This window comes from Paraburkholderia sp. Cpub6 (assembly GCF_014201065.1).
Taxonomy (GTDB): domain Bacteria; phylum Pseudomonadota; class Gammaproteobacteria; order Burkholderiales; family Burkholderiaceae; genus Paraburkholderia; species Paraburkholderia tuberum.
On the sequence record NZ_JACHDM010000030.1, the window covers coordinates 16824 to 33641 of the forward strand.

Here is a 16818-nt window from a genome sequence, read left to right on the forward strand (position 1 = left end):
CACTTGCCCGTAGACTTTGCAAGCTGTTTCTTTTTTTGGCTTTGTTTTTGTTACCGGTGCGATATATCCACACGTACCCATCACCCATGACGCTGGAGCAGCAGCAAATATTGATCGAAATCTCCGATAAGCTCGGAGTGGCCGATTATGAACTGCTTTACATCGCCGCAATAACGGCCATAGATCTGATTGTGGCGATCGTTCTTTATGTGCTAATCGTGAAAATATGGCGGACTTGCACGCGAGGGAGAAGTCGTTGATTTGCTTCTCATCGAAACTCAGAACAGCTTGCCCGGATTCAAAATGCCGTTCGGATCGAGCGCACGCTTGATCGCGACCATCGCCGCAAGCTCGGCCGGCGAGCGCGAAATCGGCAGGAACTCGCGCTTCAGCGAACCGATGCCATGCTCCGCCGACACCGACCCGCGCAACGGCCTCAGCATCTCGTAGACGAACGCATAGACCGCGTGATGATCGACGCCCGGAATCGAATGACCATCCACGGTCAGATGCAGATTCGAATCGCCGATATGCCCGAAGAAATACGCTTCGTTGCCGGGCCAGCGCTGATCGAGCGCCGCCCGGCAACGGTCGACGAACGTGCCGATCTCGCCGATCGGCAGACTCACGTCGAAGTTAATCGGATCGAGCTTGAGCGGAAACTCCGCGGTGCACTCGCGGATCGCCCATAGCGCGCGCGCATCGGCGACCGATTGCGCGATCACCGCGTCGCGCAGCGCGCCCGCTTGCAGCGCATCGGTCAGCGCCTGGGCGAAACGTTCGCCCGCGTCGTCGGCATCGAAGCCCGCGTGCTCGATCAATGCATAGAGCGGATGCGCGGCGTCGAACGGCGAGCGCGCGCCTGTCAGCTTCACGCCGAAATCGTAGAAGTCCGGCCACATGATCTCGAACGCGCCGATGTCGTTGCCGAAGCGCGTCGCGAGACGGCGCAACAGGCTCACCGCGGCATCGTAATCGTCGAGCGCGACGAGCGCCGTATGGCGCGCCGCACGTCGCGGATGCAGCCGCAGCACCGCGCGCGTGATCACGCCGAGCGTGCCCTCCGAACCGATGAACCAGTGCTTCAGGTCATAGCCGGTGTTGTTCTTGACCATCTTGCCGAGCGAACTGAGCACGTCGCCATTGGCGAGTACCACTTCGAGCCCGAGCACCTGGTCGCGCGCGGTGCCGGACTGGATCACGCGATTGCCGCCCGCGTTGGTCGCGAGATTGCCGCCGATCTGGCATGAGCCGCGCGCGCCGAGGTCGAGCGCGAGTTCGAAGCCCGCTGCTTCGGCGGCTTCCTGCGCGGCCTGTAACGTGGTGCCGGCACGTACGGTCAGCGTGGCCGACGCCGCGTCGAGTTCTTCGACGCCGGCCAGACGTTCGAGCGATAACGCGATATCGTCGGCGCGCGCGATCGCGCCGCCCGCGAGTCCGGTCATACCGCCTTGCGGTACCACCGGCTGATGCGCGGCGTGGCAGATCGCGAGCGCACGCGATACTTCGTCGGTCGTGCGCGGCATCAGCAGCGCCGCCGGACGCGTCGGCTCGTGGCGCGTCCAGTCGGTCAGCGCGCGTTCGCCGATCTGCTCGCCGACGCGCACCGCGTCGACGCCGAGCGCGGCGCGCAAGGCCTCGAGTGTCGTCGCGAGCGGTGCGGTTGCGGTTGCGGTCGGGGTTGCGGTCTGGGTCGTCTTGTCGTCGGTGATGCTCGGTTCTGTCATGCAGGTGGTCCTTACTGTGCGGTAGCGGCGAGTTTCTTGCGGTAGCCCATCGAATCGTTGATGCGGCCGAGGATATAGTCGCCAGCGGCGACCGGCTGATATTTGCTTTGCGCGTCGCTTGCGCCGAGCTCACGCGGATCGACGAGCGCGCCGTAGGTCGGATCGTAGAACGTCGCGATCGAATAGCGCTCGCGCCCCGATGCATTGATCACGCGATGCAGCGTCGAGCGGAAGCGGTCGTTGGTCCAGCGCGCGAGCAGATCGCCGACGTTCACGACGAAGCTGCCTTCGACGGGCGGCGCCTCGACCCACGTATCGTTGGCGATTTCGCGCACCTGCAGGCCGCCGACCTGATCCTGCCACAGCAATGTGATGCAGCCGTAGTCGGTGTGCGGCGCGACGCCGAACTGATCTTCGTCCGACTGCGGCGGCTGCGGCGGGTAGTAGACCATTTGCGTGCGCTGCATGCGCTTCGTGTAGCGCGGCGCGAAGAAATTTTCTTCAATGCCGAGACTCACCGCGACCGCGCGCAGCAGATCGGCCCCGCACGCGCCGACCGCCTCGTAATAGTCATACAGCACCGGCCGCAACCCGGGCATGAAGTCCGGCCAATTGTTCGGCCCGCGTAGTGCCTGGCCCGCCAGCACGTCGGGATCGTCTTCCGGCAGTTCGAGGCCGATGCTGAAGAACTCCTTGTAATCGGGCCGCTTCGCCTGATACATCGTCGCGTCGCCAAGCGCATTGAAGCCGCGATGCCGATGATTGACCGCCGCGCGTCGTTTCGTGTCGACCGGAAACGCGAAGAAAGTGCGCGCGGCCTGCGCGGCGGCATCGATCTTCGCTTGCGGCACGCCGTGATTGACGATGTAGAAAAAACCGATCGTCGTACAGGCTTCATGAATTTCCTTCGCGACGCGTCGGAGCGCTTGCTGATCGCCCGCGCGCGCGCCGGCGACATCGATGATCGGAATGCGGGTCACGGCCATCGCGCGGCTCCTTCGAGGATCGGTATTGCAGTGGTATATACCGCCAAAAGCAGCGCCGCAAGTTGCTTCGCACGCCTCGAGATCAGGGCTTTTCTCTACTCAAGCGAGCATTTATTTTTCGCTGGAAACGCGGTATATACTGCCCAGCGAGGCCCGCAACGCGCCGCCGGCGCGGCGGGTCTGGAACTAACACTTCGACACGCCGGCGACCCAACACCAATTCGCCCCCGGAGAACCCCATGCGTATCCTTGCAGGCTGGAAATGTCGTCTGGTCATGCTGGCGCTGTGCGCGGCAAGCGTCGCCGCGCACGCCGAAGACCAGCTCGCCAAAGTGAAGAAAGCCGGCGAACTGGTGGTCGGCACCGAAATGCAGTTCGCGCCATTCGACTTTCTCGAGAACGGACAGCAGGCCGGCTTCAACAAGGAGCTGTTCGCGCAGATCGGCAAGGAAATCGGCGTCAAGGTGCGCTTCATCGATCTGCCGTGGCCGAGTGTGCTGCCCGGTCTCGAAGCGGGCAAGTTCGATATGGTTGGTGGCCCGCTGACGGTCACGAAGGCGCGCATGGAACGCTACACGTACACGCTGCCCGTCGCCGATGCGACCGACGCGCTGCTCAAGCGCGCGAACGATGCGTCGATCAAGCAATCGTCGGATATCGCGGGCAAGACGGTCGGCGCGGGCAAAGGCACCGCGCAGCTGGACCAGCTGAAGAGCTACGCGGCCACGCTGCCGAAGCAGCCTGAAATCCGCGAGTACGTCGACAACAATCAGGCTTACGCGGACCTCGCGGCGGGCCGCATCGCCGCGGCAGCGAACTCGATGACCAACATCGCGTATGTCGCGAAGCAGCGCCCCGAGATGTTCGCGGTCGTGCAGCCGCCGTTCGGCGCGAAGGTGTACTTCGCGTATGCATTGCGCAAGGACGCCGACAGCAAACCGCTCGCCGACGCGTTCAACGCAGCGCTCGTGAAGATGCAGAAGGATGGCCGCCTCGCCGCGTTGCAGAAAAAGTGGTTCGGTGTCGCGATGGAGATGCCGTCCACGATGCCCACGCCGAACTACTGAGCGTCTTCAACGTGGGCGTCCCGCGTCGTGCAATAGTTTCGCCGTCGCGCGGCCCGCGTCGCCCTTCCCCTTCCATCGGCCGCGACCCATGTTCAACACGACCGTCTTCGTTCAGGGCCTGCCACTGCTGCTGCATGCGGCGCTCGCCACCGTCGGCATTTCGCTGACGGGGCTCGTGATCGGATTCTTCGTCGGCATCGGCGTGTGCACCGCGCGGCTGTCGCAGCATCGCGCCGCGCGCCTCGCGGGCGGCGCCTACGTGTTCTTCTTTCGCGGCGTGCCGATGCTCGTGCAACTGCTGCTCGTGTACTACCTGTTGCCGTTCGCCGGCATCAACGTGTCGCCGATCGTCGCCGCGATCAGCGCGGTGTCGTTGTGCTCGGCCTCGTACATCGCGGAGATTCTGCGCGGCGGTTTTCTGAGCATTCCGCCCGGACATCTCGAAGCCGCGCGCATGCTCGGGCTTTCCCCGCTCGATACGCTGCGGCGCATTCTGGTGCCGCAAGCATTCCGTTTGACGCTGCCGTCGCTCGTCAACGAAATGGTGCTGCTGATCAAGGCTTCTTCGCTGATCTCGGTGGTCGGCGTCGCCGAGTTGACGCGCACCGCGCAGAACATCGCCGCGAGCACTTACCGGCCGCTCGAAGCGTATGTCGCGGCCGGGCTCATCTACTTCGTGATCTGCGGTTCGCTCGCGCTCGTCGCGCATGCGGCCGAACACCGTTTGCAGCACGCCTGAATCGACTCACGTTTAAGCGAACCTCGCCATGCAAACGTTCGACCCGACCGTCATCACGCACAACCTGCAGCCGATCGCCGCCGGCCTCGCGACGACGCTCGCCAGTTGGGCCGCGGGCGTCGCAATCGGTCTCGCGATCGGCTTCCTGATCGCGGTGCTGCAACTGTTCTGCGGACGCTGGCTGCGCGCCATGTTGCGTGTCTACATCGAGTTGCTGCGCGGCACGCCGTTTCTCGTGCAGCTGTTTCTGCTGTACTACGCTGGCCCGTCCATCGGTCTCACGCTCGAACCGATGACGGCTGGCATCGTCGGCCTCGGTCTCTACGGCAGCGCGTATTTCGCCGAGGCGTTCCGCTCCGGCTTCCAGTCGGTGCCCAAAGGCCATCTCGAAGCGGCGGCGTGTCTCGGACTCACGCGCTGGCAGGCCATCGTACGCATCCAGGCGCCGCAGATGCTGGTGCTGATCGTGCCCGCGCTGACCAATCTGATCATCGTGTTGAGCAAGGAAACGGCCGTGCTGTCGATCGTCACGGTGCCCGAACTGACGTTCGTGCTGACCGGCATCGGCTCGGCCACCTTCGCTTTCGTCGAAACCCTGCTGGTGCTGTGCGTGTGCTATCTCGCTCTAGTCGAGCTGACCTCGCGCGCGGGCATGTGGGCCGAAGCCCGCCTCGCACGCTTCATGGCATGATTCCGGAACACCTATGAACGCCATCGCCGACATGTCCTCCCCCGCGCAATCTTCCGCGCCGTCCGCCAGCGCAACGGCGAACGCATCGAATGCCGCGCCGCTGATCGAGGTGCGCGATCTGCGCAAACGCTTCGGCGATCTCGAGGTGCTGCGCGGCGTCGATCTCGAGATCGCGCGCTCGGAAGTGGTCTGCATCATCGGGCCGTCGGGCTCGGGCAAGAGCACGCTGCTGCGCTGCCTCGCCGCGCTCGAAACCTACGATCACGGCGACGTGCGCATCGAAGGCGAGCTGCTCGGCTATGCCGAGCGCAACGGCAAACGCGTGCGCGCCTCGCAGGGCGAAATCAACCGCGTGCGCCGCAACGTCGGCATGGTGTTCCAGCAGTTCAACCTGTGGCCGCACATGACCGCGCTCGGCAACGTGATGGAAGCGCTGCTGCGCGTGCAGCGCCTTTCGCACGACGAAGCGCGCCGCCGCGCGAGCGCGATGCTGGAGACGGTCGGCCTCTCGCACAAGGGCGACGCGTATCCGGCGAAACTGTCGGGCGGTCAACAGCAACGCGTCGCGATTGCGCGCGCACTCGCGATGGAGCCGCACATCATGCTGTTCGACGAACCGACCTCGGCGCTCGATCCGGAGCTGGTCGGCGAGGTGCTGCAGGTGATGAAGCAGCTCGCGCGCGACGGCATGACGATGGCCGTGGTCACGCACGAAATGGGTTTTGCCGCGCAGGTCGCCGACAAGGTCGTATTCATCGATCAAGGCCGCATCGCCGTGCAGGGCAAACCGCGCGACGTGTTTCACGATGCCGCGCAGCCGCGTCTGCGGCAGTTTCTGCAAAACTACTTCGACCGCAATGCGTTCTGGACGCGCGGCCCCGACGACACCCCGCCCCTATGAGCGCCACCGTTCGCAACAAGCCTCATGGCAAATCGTCCGCCAGCGCGGCCAGCGCCGCGGCCAAAATCGCGCGCGGCAGCGACGAAGCGCCGGCCGCGCGCTACGAGCAGGTCAAACAGCACATTCGCCAGATCATCGGCTCGGGCGAACGCCAGGCGGGCGACCGTCTGCCTTCGGAGCTCGACCTCGTCGCGACGCTCGGCGTTTCGCGCATGACGGTCAACCGCGCGCTGCGCGAACTCGCCGACGCGGGGCTCGTCACGCGCCTATCGGGCGTCGGTACTTTCGTCGCGCCGAACAAGCCGCAGTCCACGCTATTGATGATCGCCCATATCGGCGACGAGATCCGCTCGCGCGGCCACGCTTATCGCTGCGATATGGTGCTGTTGCAGCGCGAGACCGCGTCGGTCACGGTGTCGAACGCTTTGGGGCTGGCGCCGGGCGCTTCGGTGTTTCATGTGATCTGCGTGCATCGCGAGAACGGTCTGCCGGTGCAACTCGAAGATCGCTATGTGAATCCGGCCGTCGCGCCGGATTTTCTGCAGCACGATTTCTCGGCGCTGAAGCCGTCCGAGTATCTGCTGACGGTCGTGCCGATGCACGATCTCGAACACGTGGTCGACGCGGCGCTGCCGACGCCTGCCGAAGCAGAGCTGCTCGAAATTCACGCCGAAGAACCGTGCCTGACGCTGACGCGCCGCACATGGACGGGCGGCGTCGCCGTGACGTTCGCGCGTTTCGTGCATCCGGGTTCGCGCTACCGGCTCGGCTGCCGCTTTTCGCCGAATACCTCGCAGCGTCAGGGATAAAGCGCGCTTCCGAAACCGCACTAGACGGTCCCCGCCAGATGAAAACGCGACGCCGGATGCCATAGCCGCACCGACGTCGCGACGTTCTCGCCGACCCACGTGCGCCGCCACAGCAGCAGACACGGCTCGCCGATATCCATCATCAGATGACGCCGCACATGGGCGTCGGGCTTTTGCGCGTAGATGCGAAACTCGGCGCGCTGCACGGGCGCGAGCCGCACCATGTAGTGATTCGGCGTTTCGACCGAGAAGTCCTGCTGCAGATATTCAGGGAACACCTTCGGATTGACGAAGCGGTCCTCGTACTGGATCGGCTCGCCCTCCTCGCTGTGCACGATGCACGAATGAAACGCGGGACCGTTCGCGAGACCGAGCGCTTCGAGCGCGTCGGCGTCGTCGCTCGGTTCGAGCGTCAGCACGCGCGCCGAATGACGATGACCGCGCGCGGCAATTTCATCGGCGATATTGCGGATCTCCAGCACCGTCGATTCATACCGCTGCGGCGCGACGAAGGTGCCCGAGCCTTGCACGCGCGTGAGCACGCGCTCGGCGGTCAGCTCGCGCAGCGCGCGCGACACCGTCATGCGCGCGACGCCGAACTCCTTGACCAGTTCCGTTTCGGAAGGGATCAGCCCGCCCGGCTTCCATGCGCCTTCGCTGATGCGCTGAAGCACGTAGCGTTTGATCTGCTCGTAGGCGGGCATCGCCTTGACCGGCGTGTCGCGATCGCGTTCAGCGGAATGCTGTTTCTGCTCGGCCTGTGCGGCGGGCGCTATACGCGCCTGTGTCGTTGTTTTCACTCCAAACCTCATCGGTGGTTCGCCGGTGGTACATGAGGTACACCGTGGCCGGTTCTCCGACGGCCGGGCCCAATCTTACCCGGTTCGACGCTGGGAGACGGCTGGAACGCGCTACCAGATAAACGGCACGAAACGGTAACGCACACGCGCCATGTATTGGGTGTAGCCGTCGAGCTGCCCGGCGAGCAGCCGCTCCTCGCGCACCGCGCGCCAGCCCATCCCGTACGCCATCGCGGGCAGCGCCACGAGCCCCCACCACGAGCCGAGCATCAACGGCGTGCCGACGAAGAACACCAGCGCGGCCGCGTACATCGGATGACGGACGTACGCGTAGGGCCCGGTGTCGGCGACCTTGTGCCCGCGGCTCGACTGAATCTTGACCACCGGTGCGGCATAGCTGTTCGCGCGAAACACGAACCGGCACATGAAGATGCACAGGAACACGCACAACGCGCCGAGGCCCATGAGCCACGACGGCAGCGGCGCGGACCAGCGAAACCGCATCGCGTCGAAACCCATCAGGACCAGCCAGCCGCACCACGCGGCCCCGATCGCGGCCATGAACACACGATCCCAGCGGCTCTGCTGCGCCTGCACGAACGGCGCGAGCCGCTCCGCGAGCAGCGCGGGATCATGACGCGCGAGCCACAAGCCGAGCCACAGGCTCAATACCGCCAGCTCGAACAGATACCACCACGCTGCCGGCCACGCGAGCGTGCCGGCCGCGCCGAACAGCAGCACGCCCATGAAAACCAGCCACGCCAGCGATTGCAGGATCAGACGTGCGACCATCGCGGCTCCCTCGAGCGGTCGGCTCATGCGGCCTCATCGCGCGTGCGCACGCGCTCGAACACGTCGGCGATATCGATGTCCTCCAGATTCAAGCCGAAACGCTCACGCAGACAGTCGGCGAGTTCGGCGGCGCTCGCGAGGCGCCGTTCGTTGACGATCTGCCCTCGTGCGTCGCGCTCGTTGAACTGATCGTTGAATAGCGCCAGGCGCCGTGCGGGCAACACGCGGCACGCCAGCAGGTTATGAACGAACTTCGAATCCGGTGACGTCGACGTATACCAGTTCGAGGTTTCGTAGTCGATCCACTCGACTGCGCGCAGATCGACGTGATAAACGCGGGTCCAGCTCTCGTCCGGCGCCAGCACCTCGAGATAGACGGTGTCGCGCCCCGCGTCGGCGAGACGGAACGTGCCGAGCGGAATCGGCTGCGCGAGGCCGGCGGTCAGCCGCAGCGGCGCGGTCAGCGTCACGGCGCCGAAGCCGACGTCGGCGATCCATGCGTCGCCGTCGATATCGACGCGCAGCACCATATGCGTACGCGGCGAGATCGTGCCGGGATCGCGGCCCCACACGACGCGCGCAAGCATCGGCGTGACCCGGAAGCCGAGTTGCATCAGCACGTGCGCGAACAGAATGTTCTGCTCGAAGCAGTAGCCACCGCGCTTTTCGGTCACGAGCTTGCGTTCGACGGCTTCGAGCTCGAGCCTGACGGGCCGGCGCGTCAACGGGTTCAGGTTCTCGAACGGGATCGCGGCGGGATGGAGCCGGTGAATCGCCCGCAGCACGTCGAGCGTGGCCGCGCGCGGGCCCTGATAGCCGATCCGGGTGAAGTAGTTTTCCAGATTGATGGTGTGGGACATCGGCGGAATTCCGGTTGGACTGGGGGTTCGACGCGATCATAGCGGCTTTCGGCGCTGAATCGACCGCGCGCGGGACGAAGCTAAAACGCGCCTACAAGCCCTTCAACGCCGACGTCGCGATCGACGGCACCGTGATGCCGTGGCTCGATGCGAACTGCACGGCCGAGCTCAGCGTCGACATCAGCGACTGCAACTGCCCCGGCGCCGACTGCGCGATATACGAAGCGCTTTGTGCGGTCTGCGGATTGAGGCCCGATTGCAGCAGCGACGACGGACTCATCTGACCGAGGCTGCCGAGCCCCGACTGCAAGCTCGAATACTGGCTCACCCCCTTGCCAAGCGACGACAGACCCTGCGTGAACGCTTCCTTGTTGACCGGCGTCGCAGACGCGCCGCCACTTGCATGATTCGCGAACGCATCGGTCAACTTCTGCGACAGCGACTGCTGGGTGCTGCCGACCTGCGTCAACTGACTGACCGACGGCGTGCCGCCGCTGAGCAGCCCCGCCGCCTGCTGCGCCTGGCCGGCGGCACTCGTCATGCCCATCGCCGACGCGAGGCTCGACTGTCCGCTCAGCACCTGCTGGTTCGCGCCCACGTAACTCTGCAGCAACTGCGACACGCCGCCCGACGACGCCCCGGCACCCGCCGCGCTATCGCCGCCCCCGCCGATGCCGAACTGCTTCAGATTCAACTGCGCGTGCGCTGCGCCGCCCAGCAACAGACCACCACTCATCAGCAACGAAACCAGAAGAATGCGCTTGCCCATCTCTACCTCCTTACTTTGACTTTCGGGGTGACTCGTGCGCTTCGACACCTCGCCGTTTCGCACGTTCGGCCTGACTACATCAATACGTTTTCATTACGCGCTAATGAATATCTGTTTACGCCCTCATAAAGTTTAGGCGCAGTCCGTAAATCCGGGAATTACATGCCGTCATCTTGTTGCGAATAGTTCTCATTTGTTTGACTGCCGCAATACGCCTGCGTACGATCACGCCATCAGCCGCTTTGGCAGCCTGGGACAACACGCGATGTCGCGCCAGGCAGTCGCAGATTGATCACATCGATCGAAACGACACTCATAAGGATTTCGATGAAGTTCGCCCAACTCAATGGATCGCGTGCCAATGCGCGTCCGGTTTGCGACGCTTGCGCAGGTCCCGGCGCAACTCATCGTACGCGTTTGCCTTCGATGCGGCGCGTCGCACTGTGCACGGCCTTCGCGTGTGCCTCGTTGACCGGCCACGCGGCGCTGGCCGAAGCCAATCCCGATGCGAACCCGGAAGCGCCCGAGGCCGACCTGAACATTCAGGCGACGCAAACCGACCAGTGGACGGGCCTCTGGAACCGCCAGCAATTGCTCGGCGACATGGGCGGCCTGCGTCCGTGGCTCGGCAAGTACGGCATGACCTTCACGCTGACCGAAACCAGCGAAGTGCTGGCCAATCTGCGCGGCGGTCTCGCGCGCGGCGTCAACTACGACGGCCTGACCACCGCTACCTTGCAGATGGATACGCAAAAGGCGTTCGGCCTGCCGGGCGGCCTCTTCAACGTCAGCGCACTGCAAATTCACGGCGCGAACCTGAGCGCGAGCAAGCTCGGCACGTTGAATACCGCGAGCGGCATCGAGGCCGACGACGCGACGCGTCTGTGGGAGCTCTGGTATCAGCAGTCGTTCCTGAACAAGCGCGTGGACGTGAAGATCGGTCAGCAGAGTCTCGACCAGGAATTCATCACGAGCACGTATGCGGCCCTGTTCCTCAACACGATGTTCGGCTGGCCCGCGCTGCCCTCGTACGACATGCCGTCGGGCGGTCCCGCCTATCCGCTCGCGGGTCTCGGCGTGCGCGTGCGCGGCCAGATCACCCCTTCGTTGACCGCGCTTGCCGGCGTGTATTCGGGCGACCCGCTCGGCAACGACCCGGACAACATGAGCGGCACGAACTTCAACCTGCATAACGGCGCGTTGTGGATCGGCGAGTTGCAGTACTCGATCAACCAGCCGGCCGAAGGCGAAATGGTCGGCACGGGCGGCGGCGGTCTGCCGGGCACCTACAAGCTCGGCGTCTGGTACAACACCAACAAGTTCGCCGATCAGCGCTACGACAACATGGGGCTGTCGCTCGCGAATCCGGCGTCGACCGGCATTCCGGTGAATCACAGCGGCAACTACAGCTTCTATGCGGTCGCCGATCAGATGGTGTGGCGCCCCGACTCCGACGAACCACGCAGTCTCGGCGTGTTCGCGCGCGTGATGGGCGCGCCGGGAGACCGCAACCTCGTGCAAGTCGCGGCCAACCTCGGCGTCGTGCTGAAGGCGCCGTTCAAGGGCCGTGACAACGACAGCGCCGGTCTCGCGCTGACCTACATCAAGGTCGGCAGTCACGTGAACGGACTCGACAAGGACTTCCTGGCATTCAACGGCAGCCCCTACGGCGTGCGCACCAGCGAAACCACGCTCGAGGCGACCTACCAATATCAGGTCAATCCCTGGTGGCAGTTGCAGGCCGACGCGCAATACACGTTCAACGCCGGTGCGGGCCAGAACCCCAACGACCCGACGCAGCCGCTGCGCAACACCTTCGTCGTCGGCGTGCGGACCAATATCAACTTCTGACGCCGCCCGCAGCGCGCTTTCATCCTCGCAAGCACACGCCGCCCCACGCAACCGGATCAGCACTTCCCATGCTTTCTATCGTCACCGGCACTCCCGCTTGGTGCACCCGCACGGAGGCCCAATCGTGAATCAACTCACGCGCAAGCTTGCGGCGCGCGCCGCGCGAGCCCTGCTCGCCGCGATGGCCGGCGCCGCCGCTCTCACGATGGCCGCCAGCGCGCAGGCCGAGCCGGCCCGACGAGCCGTTCTCCTCGCTCGACGCCGCGCTGCGCGTCGAAACGCGCCAGGCGGTCGCACTTGCGCTGGCCGCGGCCGGCGCGACTGCCGTGCTAGTCACGCACGATCAGTCCGAGGCATTGTCGCTCGGGCATGAGGTCGCGGTGCTGTGGAATGGGAGGCTGAAACCGCACACACAGGCGCCGCGCACGACGCGCTCGTCACCGACGTGATCTTCCAGGGGCAGGACGCGAGCGTCGCGCTGCAATTGCAGTCCGCGACGCGGGCGATGGTGCGCACGCGCGTGCCCGGTTATCTGTGCCCGCGTCCGGGTGAGCGCGTGCGGCTCGTGGTCGAGGGTGAAGTGACCGCCTATTCGCGTGCCTGAACGGCTAAGGCTGGCACGCTCGGCTACCGCAGCGACAGATCCTGCACCATCTGCTGCGCCAGATAATCGCAGGTCGGCCGATCCGATTTCGCGCTGCGCGCGACCACGATTTCGAGCGGCGCGATTCTCGGCAGGCCTTGCGCGTCGCCGAGTATCGCGAGCCGCGGCGGCACACTGCACCGCGTCAGCGCAATCACCGACAAACCGGCATCCACGGTCGCGACGAGCCCCATCAGGCTCGCGCTGCTGAACGCCGCGCGATAACGGATGCGCGCGCCATCCAGCGCAGCCAGCGTGTGCTGGCGCGCGACGCAGCCCGGCTCGTACAACCCCACCGGCAACGGCGAGGCCTTCAGCACCGGCGTATCGACCGACGCCCCCACCCACACCATCGGTTCGCTGCGCACGAATTCGCCGCGCATCCTGCGGTCGCGCGTGACGAATGCGAGGTCGATCTTGTTGTCCGCGAGCATCGGCGCGAGTGCCGTGCTCTGCGCGCAGACGATCTCGATCTCGACGCGCGGGTACAGCGTCGCGAAACGCCGCAACACCGGCGATAGCAGCGACGACACATAGTCGTCCGGCGCGCCGAGCACCACCCGCCCGGTCACCTCGGGCCGCACGATTGCCGACCACGCCTCCTCCTGCAACGCAAGCGCGCGCCGCGCGTATTCGAGCAGCGTACTGCCGGGCCGCGTCAGCGACAGGTTGCGCGTGTTGCGTGCGAACAGCGTCGTGCCGAGCATCGTTTCGAGCCGCTTGATCTGCATGCTGACCGCCGCCTGCGAGCGATGCACGCTCGCCGCCGCCTTCGTGAAGCTGCCCGCCTCCACGACCGCGACGAAGCTGCGCAACAGATCGACGTCGAATTCAGGGTTCACGATTTATCAACCGGGCTTATGGAATTGCTCAATTTAATTCGTTTGTGAACAGGCCACAAGCGGCGCAATACTCGCAGGCATCATGTTTCGGAGTCGTTGCGCATGTCCCTCACCTCACGTCAACAAGGCGCGATCACGCTGGCGAGCGGCGGCCTGCTGATGGGCACGATCGGCGTTTTCGTCGAGGAGGCGCGGCTCGATGCGCTGACGCTCGTGTTCTTCCGCTGCCTGTTCGGCTTTCTCTCGCTCGCCGCCTATTGCGCATGGAAGGGCTTTTTCACGCGCACGCACTTCACGCGCCGCACGGTCGCGCTCGCGCTGATTTCCGGCGTGCTGATGGTCACGCAATGGGTCGGCTTTTTCGATGCGATTCATCGCACCAGCATCGCGGTCGCGACCGTCGTGTTTCATGTGCAGCCGTTCTGGGTTGTGCTGATCGGCGCGGCGCTCTTTAACGAGCGGCTCGGCGCGGACCGGCTCGGCTGGATCGCGACGGCGTTCGTCGGGCTCGTGCTCGCGTCGGGCGTGATCGCGGCCGGAAACCTGCAAGGCCACAGCAGCTATCTGATCGGCTTGAGCGAAGCGCTGCTCGGCTCGCTGCTGTATGCGAGCGTCACGCTGATCGCGAAGAGCCTCGGCGAAATGCGCCCGCATCTGCTGACGCTCACGCAATGCGCGGTCGGCGTGATCTGTCTGCCGCTGATCGCGCCGCTCATCGCGCCTTTGACGCTCACGCATATCGGTCCGATGCAGTGGTTCTGGCTGATCGGCATGGGCGTGCTGCACACGGGATTGTCGTATGTGCTGATTTACGGCGCGCTGCCCAAGCTCAGCACGCCAGTGATCGCGGTGCTGTTGTTCGTTTATCCGCTGACCGCGATCGTCGTGGATGCGCTCGTGTATGGCCGTGCGCTGTCGCTCTCGCAACTGGCGGGCATGGCGCTGATCGTCGCCGCGAGTCTCGGCGTCAATCTCGGCTGGCCGTTGCTGACGCTGCTCCATCCGGGTGGCCGGGCACGCAGTCACGCGAAGTAAAGCGCGCCGCCCGCCCGGTTCTTACTGCGGCAGCGTCTCGCCCTTCGTCTCCGGCGCGAACGGAATCACGAACAGGCCGAGGACGAACACGAGCGCGGTCAACGCGATCGGCACGCCGAGCGTCTGCATATGCAGCACCGCCGCGCCGAGCAGAAAGTTGACGCCGGCGCCGACGAAGCGTCCAACCGACGTGCAGAACGCAAACGCCGTCGCGCGTACGCGGGTTTCGAACTGCTCGGGCAGCCACAGGCTGAACAACGCGAAGTTGCCGCCGAAAAAGCCCAGCACGAACAGCCACGCGATGAACGGCGCGAGCCCGTTCGGCAGATAGAACGCCCAACCGAAGCTCGCCGCGATCGACACCGCCATCCCCGCGAAGTACACCGCGAGCGTCATCTTGCGGCCGATGCGCTCGGCCAGTGGCGGCAGCGCGAGACAACCGAGGATCGTGCCGATCGACAGCAGGCCGGTCGCGAGCGACGCGGTGCGAATCGAATCGCCCTTGGACATGCCGGCGCGCGCCGCCAGTTGGATCACCGCGGACGGCTCGTAGACGGCGCCCGCCCACAGCCCGATGATCGCGACCGTCAGCAGAATGCACGCGACCCATGTGCGACGCCGGTAAGCCGGCCCCATGATCTCGCGCAACGGCTTCACGCGCACCGTCTTTGCGTCGGCTTTCTGCCACTTCTCCGGCTCCTTCACGCGCAGCAGAATCAGAATCGCGACGACGACCGGTACCGCGCCGGTCAGGAACATCGCGCGCCAGCCGAAATGCACGCCGACCGTGTAATTGAGCGCAGCCGCGAGAAAGAAGCCCGCGTAGTAGCCGGTCTGCAGATAACCGGCGCCCATTTTGCGACGATCCTCCGGCCAGGCCTCGGCAACGTAGGTGCCCGCGAGCGCCCATTCCCCGCCGATCCCGACGCCCGCGATGAAGCGATAAATACCGAGCTGCCACACATTGGTCGAGGTCGCGGCGAGCCCGGTGAAAATCGCGAACGTGAAGATGGTGGCGGCGAGCACCTTGGTGCGGCCGAAGCGATCGGCGAGCGGTCCCCAGATGAACGACAGTCCCCAACCGACCAGAAACAGCGCGAACAGGATCGATCCCGCGAGGCCGACATTCGACGGCGTCGCCGCGAAGCCCGAACGCGGCAACAGCTCGGTCAGCGCGGGCGTGAGCACCAGCGCGTAAATGAACGAGTCCATGCCGTCGAGCGTCCAGCCGGCCCACGCTCCCCAGAACCCTGCGATCTGCGAACGATTGAGCGGTGTGCGCTGACGCGCGACCGCTCGTCGGTCGGTGACTGTATTCATCATGCTCCTCCGGCCTACGATAGTTGAACGTAACGATGAAAGGGACGGGCGCGCTTGGAGATGGCTCGACGACGTTGATTGATCGGCGATGTCCTCGTACAACTCATTCAGAGGACGGCGCGAGCACTGCCTGGAATGTGGTTCAAGACTTCCGGGTTTGCCCGCGCTGAAATGCGCGTCTTTTTATATATAATATTTGATACCATGACCGACGCAACTGAAGGTTTTCCCCTGGACGCCGCCATGTCCGGTTCGTTTCTGCCGGCCGCCGCGCCGCGCGAAAGCACCTCGCACATGATTGCTGAGGCGCTGCGCGCGGCGATCGTCGACGGCACGCTCGCGCCTGGCGCGCCGCTGCGCCAGGACGCGATTGCCCGGCATTTCTCGGTCAGTGCGATTCCCGTGCGTGAGGCGCTGCGCCAGCTCGAAAGCGAGGGCTGGGCACGCGCGGCGGTCCATAAAGGCGCGAGCGTCGCGCCGCTGTCCGCCAACGAAGCGCGCGAGATCTACGAGATCCGCTCGGCGCTCGAAAGTCTCGCGCTCGGCCTTGCGATTCCGCATCACACCGCCGCGACGCTGCGCGAAGCCGCCGACTTGTGCCGCGCCGCCGAGCGCGAAGAGGATCCGTCGCTATACGTCACGCGCAATGCCGCGTTCCATATGTGTCTCTACGCGCCCGCCGGCCGGCCGCAGCTCGAGGACATGATCGGCTTGCTGCACCGGCGCGGCGAACGCTATCTGCGCCTGAAGTTCGGCTTGCCGTCGTACAAGGGCGAGTCCGACAGCGAGCACGCCGCGCTGCTCGATGCCGTCGAGCGCCGCGATATCGCGACCGCGCAGTCGCTGGTGGTCGCGCATCTGCTCGGCACCGGCGAGCTTCTGCATCGTTTCCTGACCGAGCGCGCGCGCGAAGAAGCGCTTGCGCATCAACCGAAGCCGCGCGGCCGACGCCCGCGCGTCACCACCGGGAGCTGATCGAACCGATG

Annotated in this window: 17 protein-coding genes and 1 pseudogene; 9 read left to right on the forward strand and 9 right to left on the reverse strand. The window is 65.1% G+C overall.

Annotated elements, in window-relative coordinates; genetic code table 11:
• Positions 1–278 precede the first annotated feature (278 nt).
• Together HDG33_RS31515 and HDG33_RS31520 are read right to left on the reverse strand one after the other, a co-directional pair.
• Entirely contained in the window at positions 279–1727 is a 1449-nt protein-coding gene (locus HDG33_RS31515) for an FAD-binding oxidoreductase (protein ID WP_184038597.1), read from the reverse strand.
• An 11-nt stretch (positions 1728–1738) separates the two neighbouring features.
• Positions 1739–2713 (reverse strand): isopenicillin N synthase family oxygenase, encoded by a 975-nt coding sequence (locus HDG33_RS31520; protein WP_184038598.1) that lies wholly within the window; start codon positions 2711–2713, stop codon positions 1739–1741.
• 239 nt (positions 2714–2952) lie between these two features.
• Here HDG33_RS31520 and HDG33_RS31525 point away from each other — a divergent pair, with 239 nt between their 5' ends.
• From HDG33_RS31525 to hutC (HDG33_RS31545), 5 genes are all read left to right on the forward strand, one after another.
• Positions 2953–3780 carry a transporter substrate-binding domain-containing protein gene (locus HDG33_RS31525; RefSeq protein ID WP_090806118.1) on the forward strand — a complete coding sequence of 276 codons (828 nt, stop codon included), beginning with the start codon at positions 2953–2955 and terminating at the stop codon, positions 3778–3780.
• Between the two features lie 88 nt (positions 3781–3868).
• Positions 3869–4519 (forward strand): amino acid ABC transporter permease, encoded by a 651-nt coding sequence (locus tag HDG33_RS31530; protein ID WP_176105687.1) that lies wholly within the window; start codon positions 3869–3871, stop codon positions 4517–4519.
• A gap of 28 nt (positions 4520–4547) precedes the next feature.
• Entirely contained in the window at positions 4548–5210 is a 663-nt protein-coding gene (locus tag HDG33_RS31535; RefSeq protein WP_018420799.1) for an amino acid ABC transporter permease, read from the forward strand.
• 13 nt (positions 5211–5223) lie between these two features.
• A complete protein-coding gene (locus HDG33_RS31540; protein ID WP_311548401.1) occupies positions 5224–6111 on the forward strand; it encodes an amino acid ABC transporter ATP-binding protein in 888 nt (295 codons plus the stop codon).
• Positions 6108–6920, forward strand: a complete 813-nt coding sequence (gene hutC / locus HDG33_RS31545) for a histidine utilization repressor (protein ID WP_184038599.1) — start codon at positions 6108–6110, stop codon at positions 6918–6920. Before HDG33_RS31540 ends, hutC (HDG33_RS31545) begins: the two co-directional genes overlap by 4 nt.
• Before the next feature lie 20 nt (positions 6921–6940).
• Here hutC (HDG33_RS31545) and hutC (HDG33_RS31550) read toward each other — a convergent pair whose 3' ends face one another.
• From hutC (HDG33_RS31550) to HDG33_RS31565, 4 genes are all read right to left on the reverse strand, one after another.
• Positions 6941–7720, reverse strand: a complete 780-nt coding sequence (gene hutC, locus HDG33_RS31550) for a histidine utilization repressor (RefSeq protein WP_184038601.1) — start codon at positions 7718–7720, stop codon at positions 6941–6943.
• A gap of 111 nt (positions 7721–7831) precedes the next feature.
• Positions 7832–8512: an isoprenylcysteine carboxylmethyltransferase family protein gene (locus HDG33_RS31555; protein WP_184038706.1), complete on the reverse strand. Its 681-nt coding sequence runs from the start codon at positions 8510–8512 to the stop codon at positions 7832–7834.
• A 23-nt stretch (positions 8513–8535) separates the two neighbouring features.
• Positions 8536–9372: an arylamine N-acetyltransferase gene (locus HDG33_RS31560; protein ID WP_184038603.1), complete on the reverse strand. Its 837-nt coding sequence runs from the start codon at positions 9370–9372 to the stop codon at positions 8536–8538.
• Positions 9373–9463: 91 nt separating this feature from the next.
• Positions 9464–10141, reverse strand: a complete 678-nt coding sequence (locus HDG33_RS31565; protein WP_184038604.1) for a hypothetical protein — start codon at positions 10139–10141, stop codon at positions 9464–9466.
• A gap of 327 nt (positions 10142–10468) precedes the next feature.
• Here HDG33_RS31565 and HDG33_RS31570 point away from each other — a divergent pair, with 327 nt between their 5' ends.
• On the forward strand, positions 10469–11992 hold the full coding sequence (locus HDG33_RS31570) for a carbohydrate porin (protein WP_184038606.1): 1524 nt from the start codon (positions 10469–10471) through the stop codon (positions 11990–11992).
• Between the two features lie 19 nt (positions 11993–12011).
• Here the strand turns inward: HDG33_RS31570 and HDG33_RS31575 are convergent, their stop codons facing one another.
• Positions 12012–12329, reverse strand: coding sequence for a hypothetical protein (locus tag HDG33_RS31575; RefSeq protein WP_184038722.1), 318 nt, complete (start codon positions 12327–12329; stop codon positions 12012–12014).
• Here HDG33_RS31575 and HDG33_RS31580 point away from each other — a divergent pair.
• Positions 12229–12596: pseudogene (locus HDG33_RS31580) on the forward strand (TOBE domain-containing protein); the annotation flags it as partial. The gene HDG33_RS31575 and the pseudogene HDG33_RS31580 sit on opposite strands and share 101 nt — an antisense overlap.
• 23 nt (positions 12597–12619) lie before the next feature.
• On the opposite strand, the gene HDG33_RS31585 reads toward HDG33_RS31580, so the two are convergent.
• Positions 12620–13477 carry a LysR family transcriptional regulator gene (locus HDG33_RS31585; RefSeq protein WP_090806141.1) on the reverse strand — a complete coding sequence of 286 codons (858 nt, stop codon included), beginning with the start codon at positions 13475–13477 and terminating at the stop codon, positions 12620–12622.
• Between the two features lie 102 nt (positions 13478–13579).
• Here HDG33_RS31585 and HDG33_RS31590 point away from each other — a divergent pair, with 102 nt between their 5' ends.
• A complete protein-coding gene (locus tag HDG33_RS31590; RefSeq protein ID WP_184038608.1) occupies positions 13580–14512 on the forward strand; it encodes a DMT family transporter in 933 nt (310 codons plus the stop codon).
• Between the two features lie 21 nt (positions 14513–14533).
• Here HDG33_RS31590 and HDG33_RS31595 read toward each other — a convergent pair whose 3' ends face one another.
• Positions 14534–15832, reverse strand: coding sequence for an MFS transporter (locus HDG33_RS31595; RefSeq protein WP_184038610.1), 1299 nt, complete (start codon positions 15830–15832; stop codon positions 14534–14536).
• Between the two features lie 204 nt (positions 15833–16036).
• Between HDG33_RS31595 and HDG33_RS31600 the strand changes: the two genes are divergently transcribed.
• Entirely contained in the window at positions 16037–16807 is a 771-nt protein-coding gene (locus HDG33_RS31600; protein ID WP_184038613.1) for a GntR family transcriptional regulator, read from the forward strand.
• Positions 16808–16818: the final 11 nt, after the last annotated feature.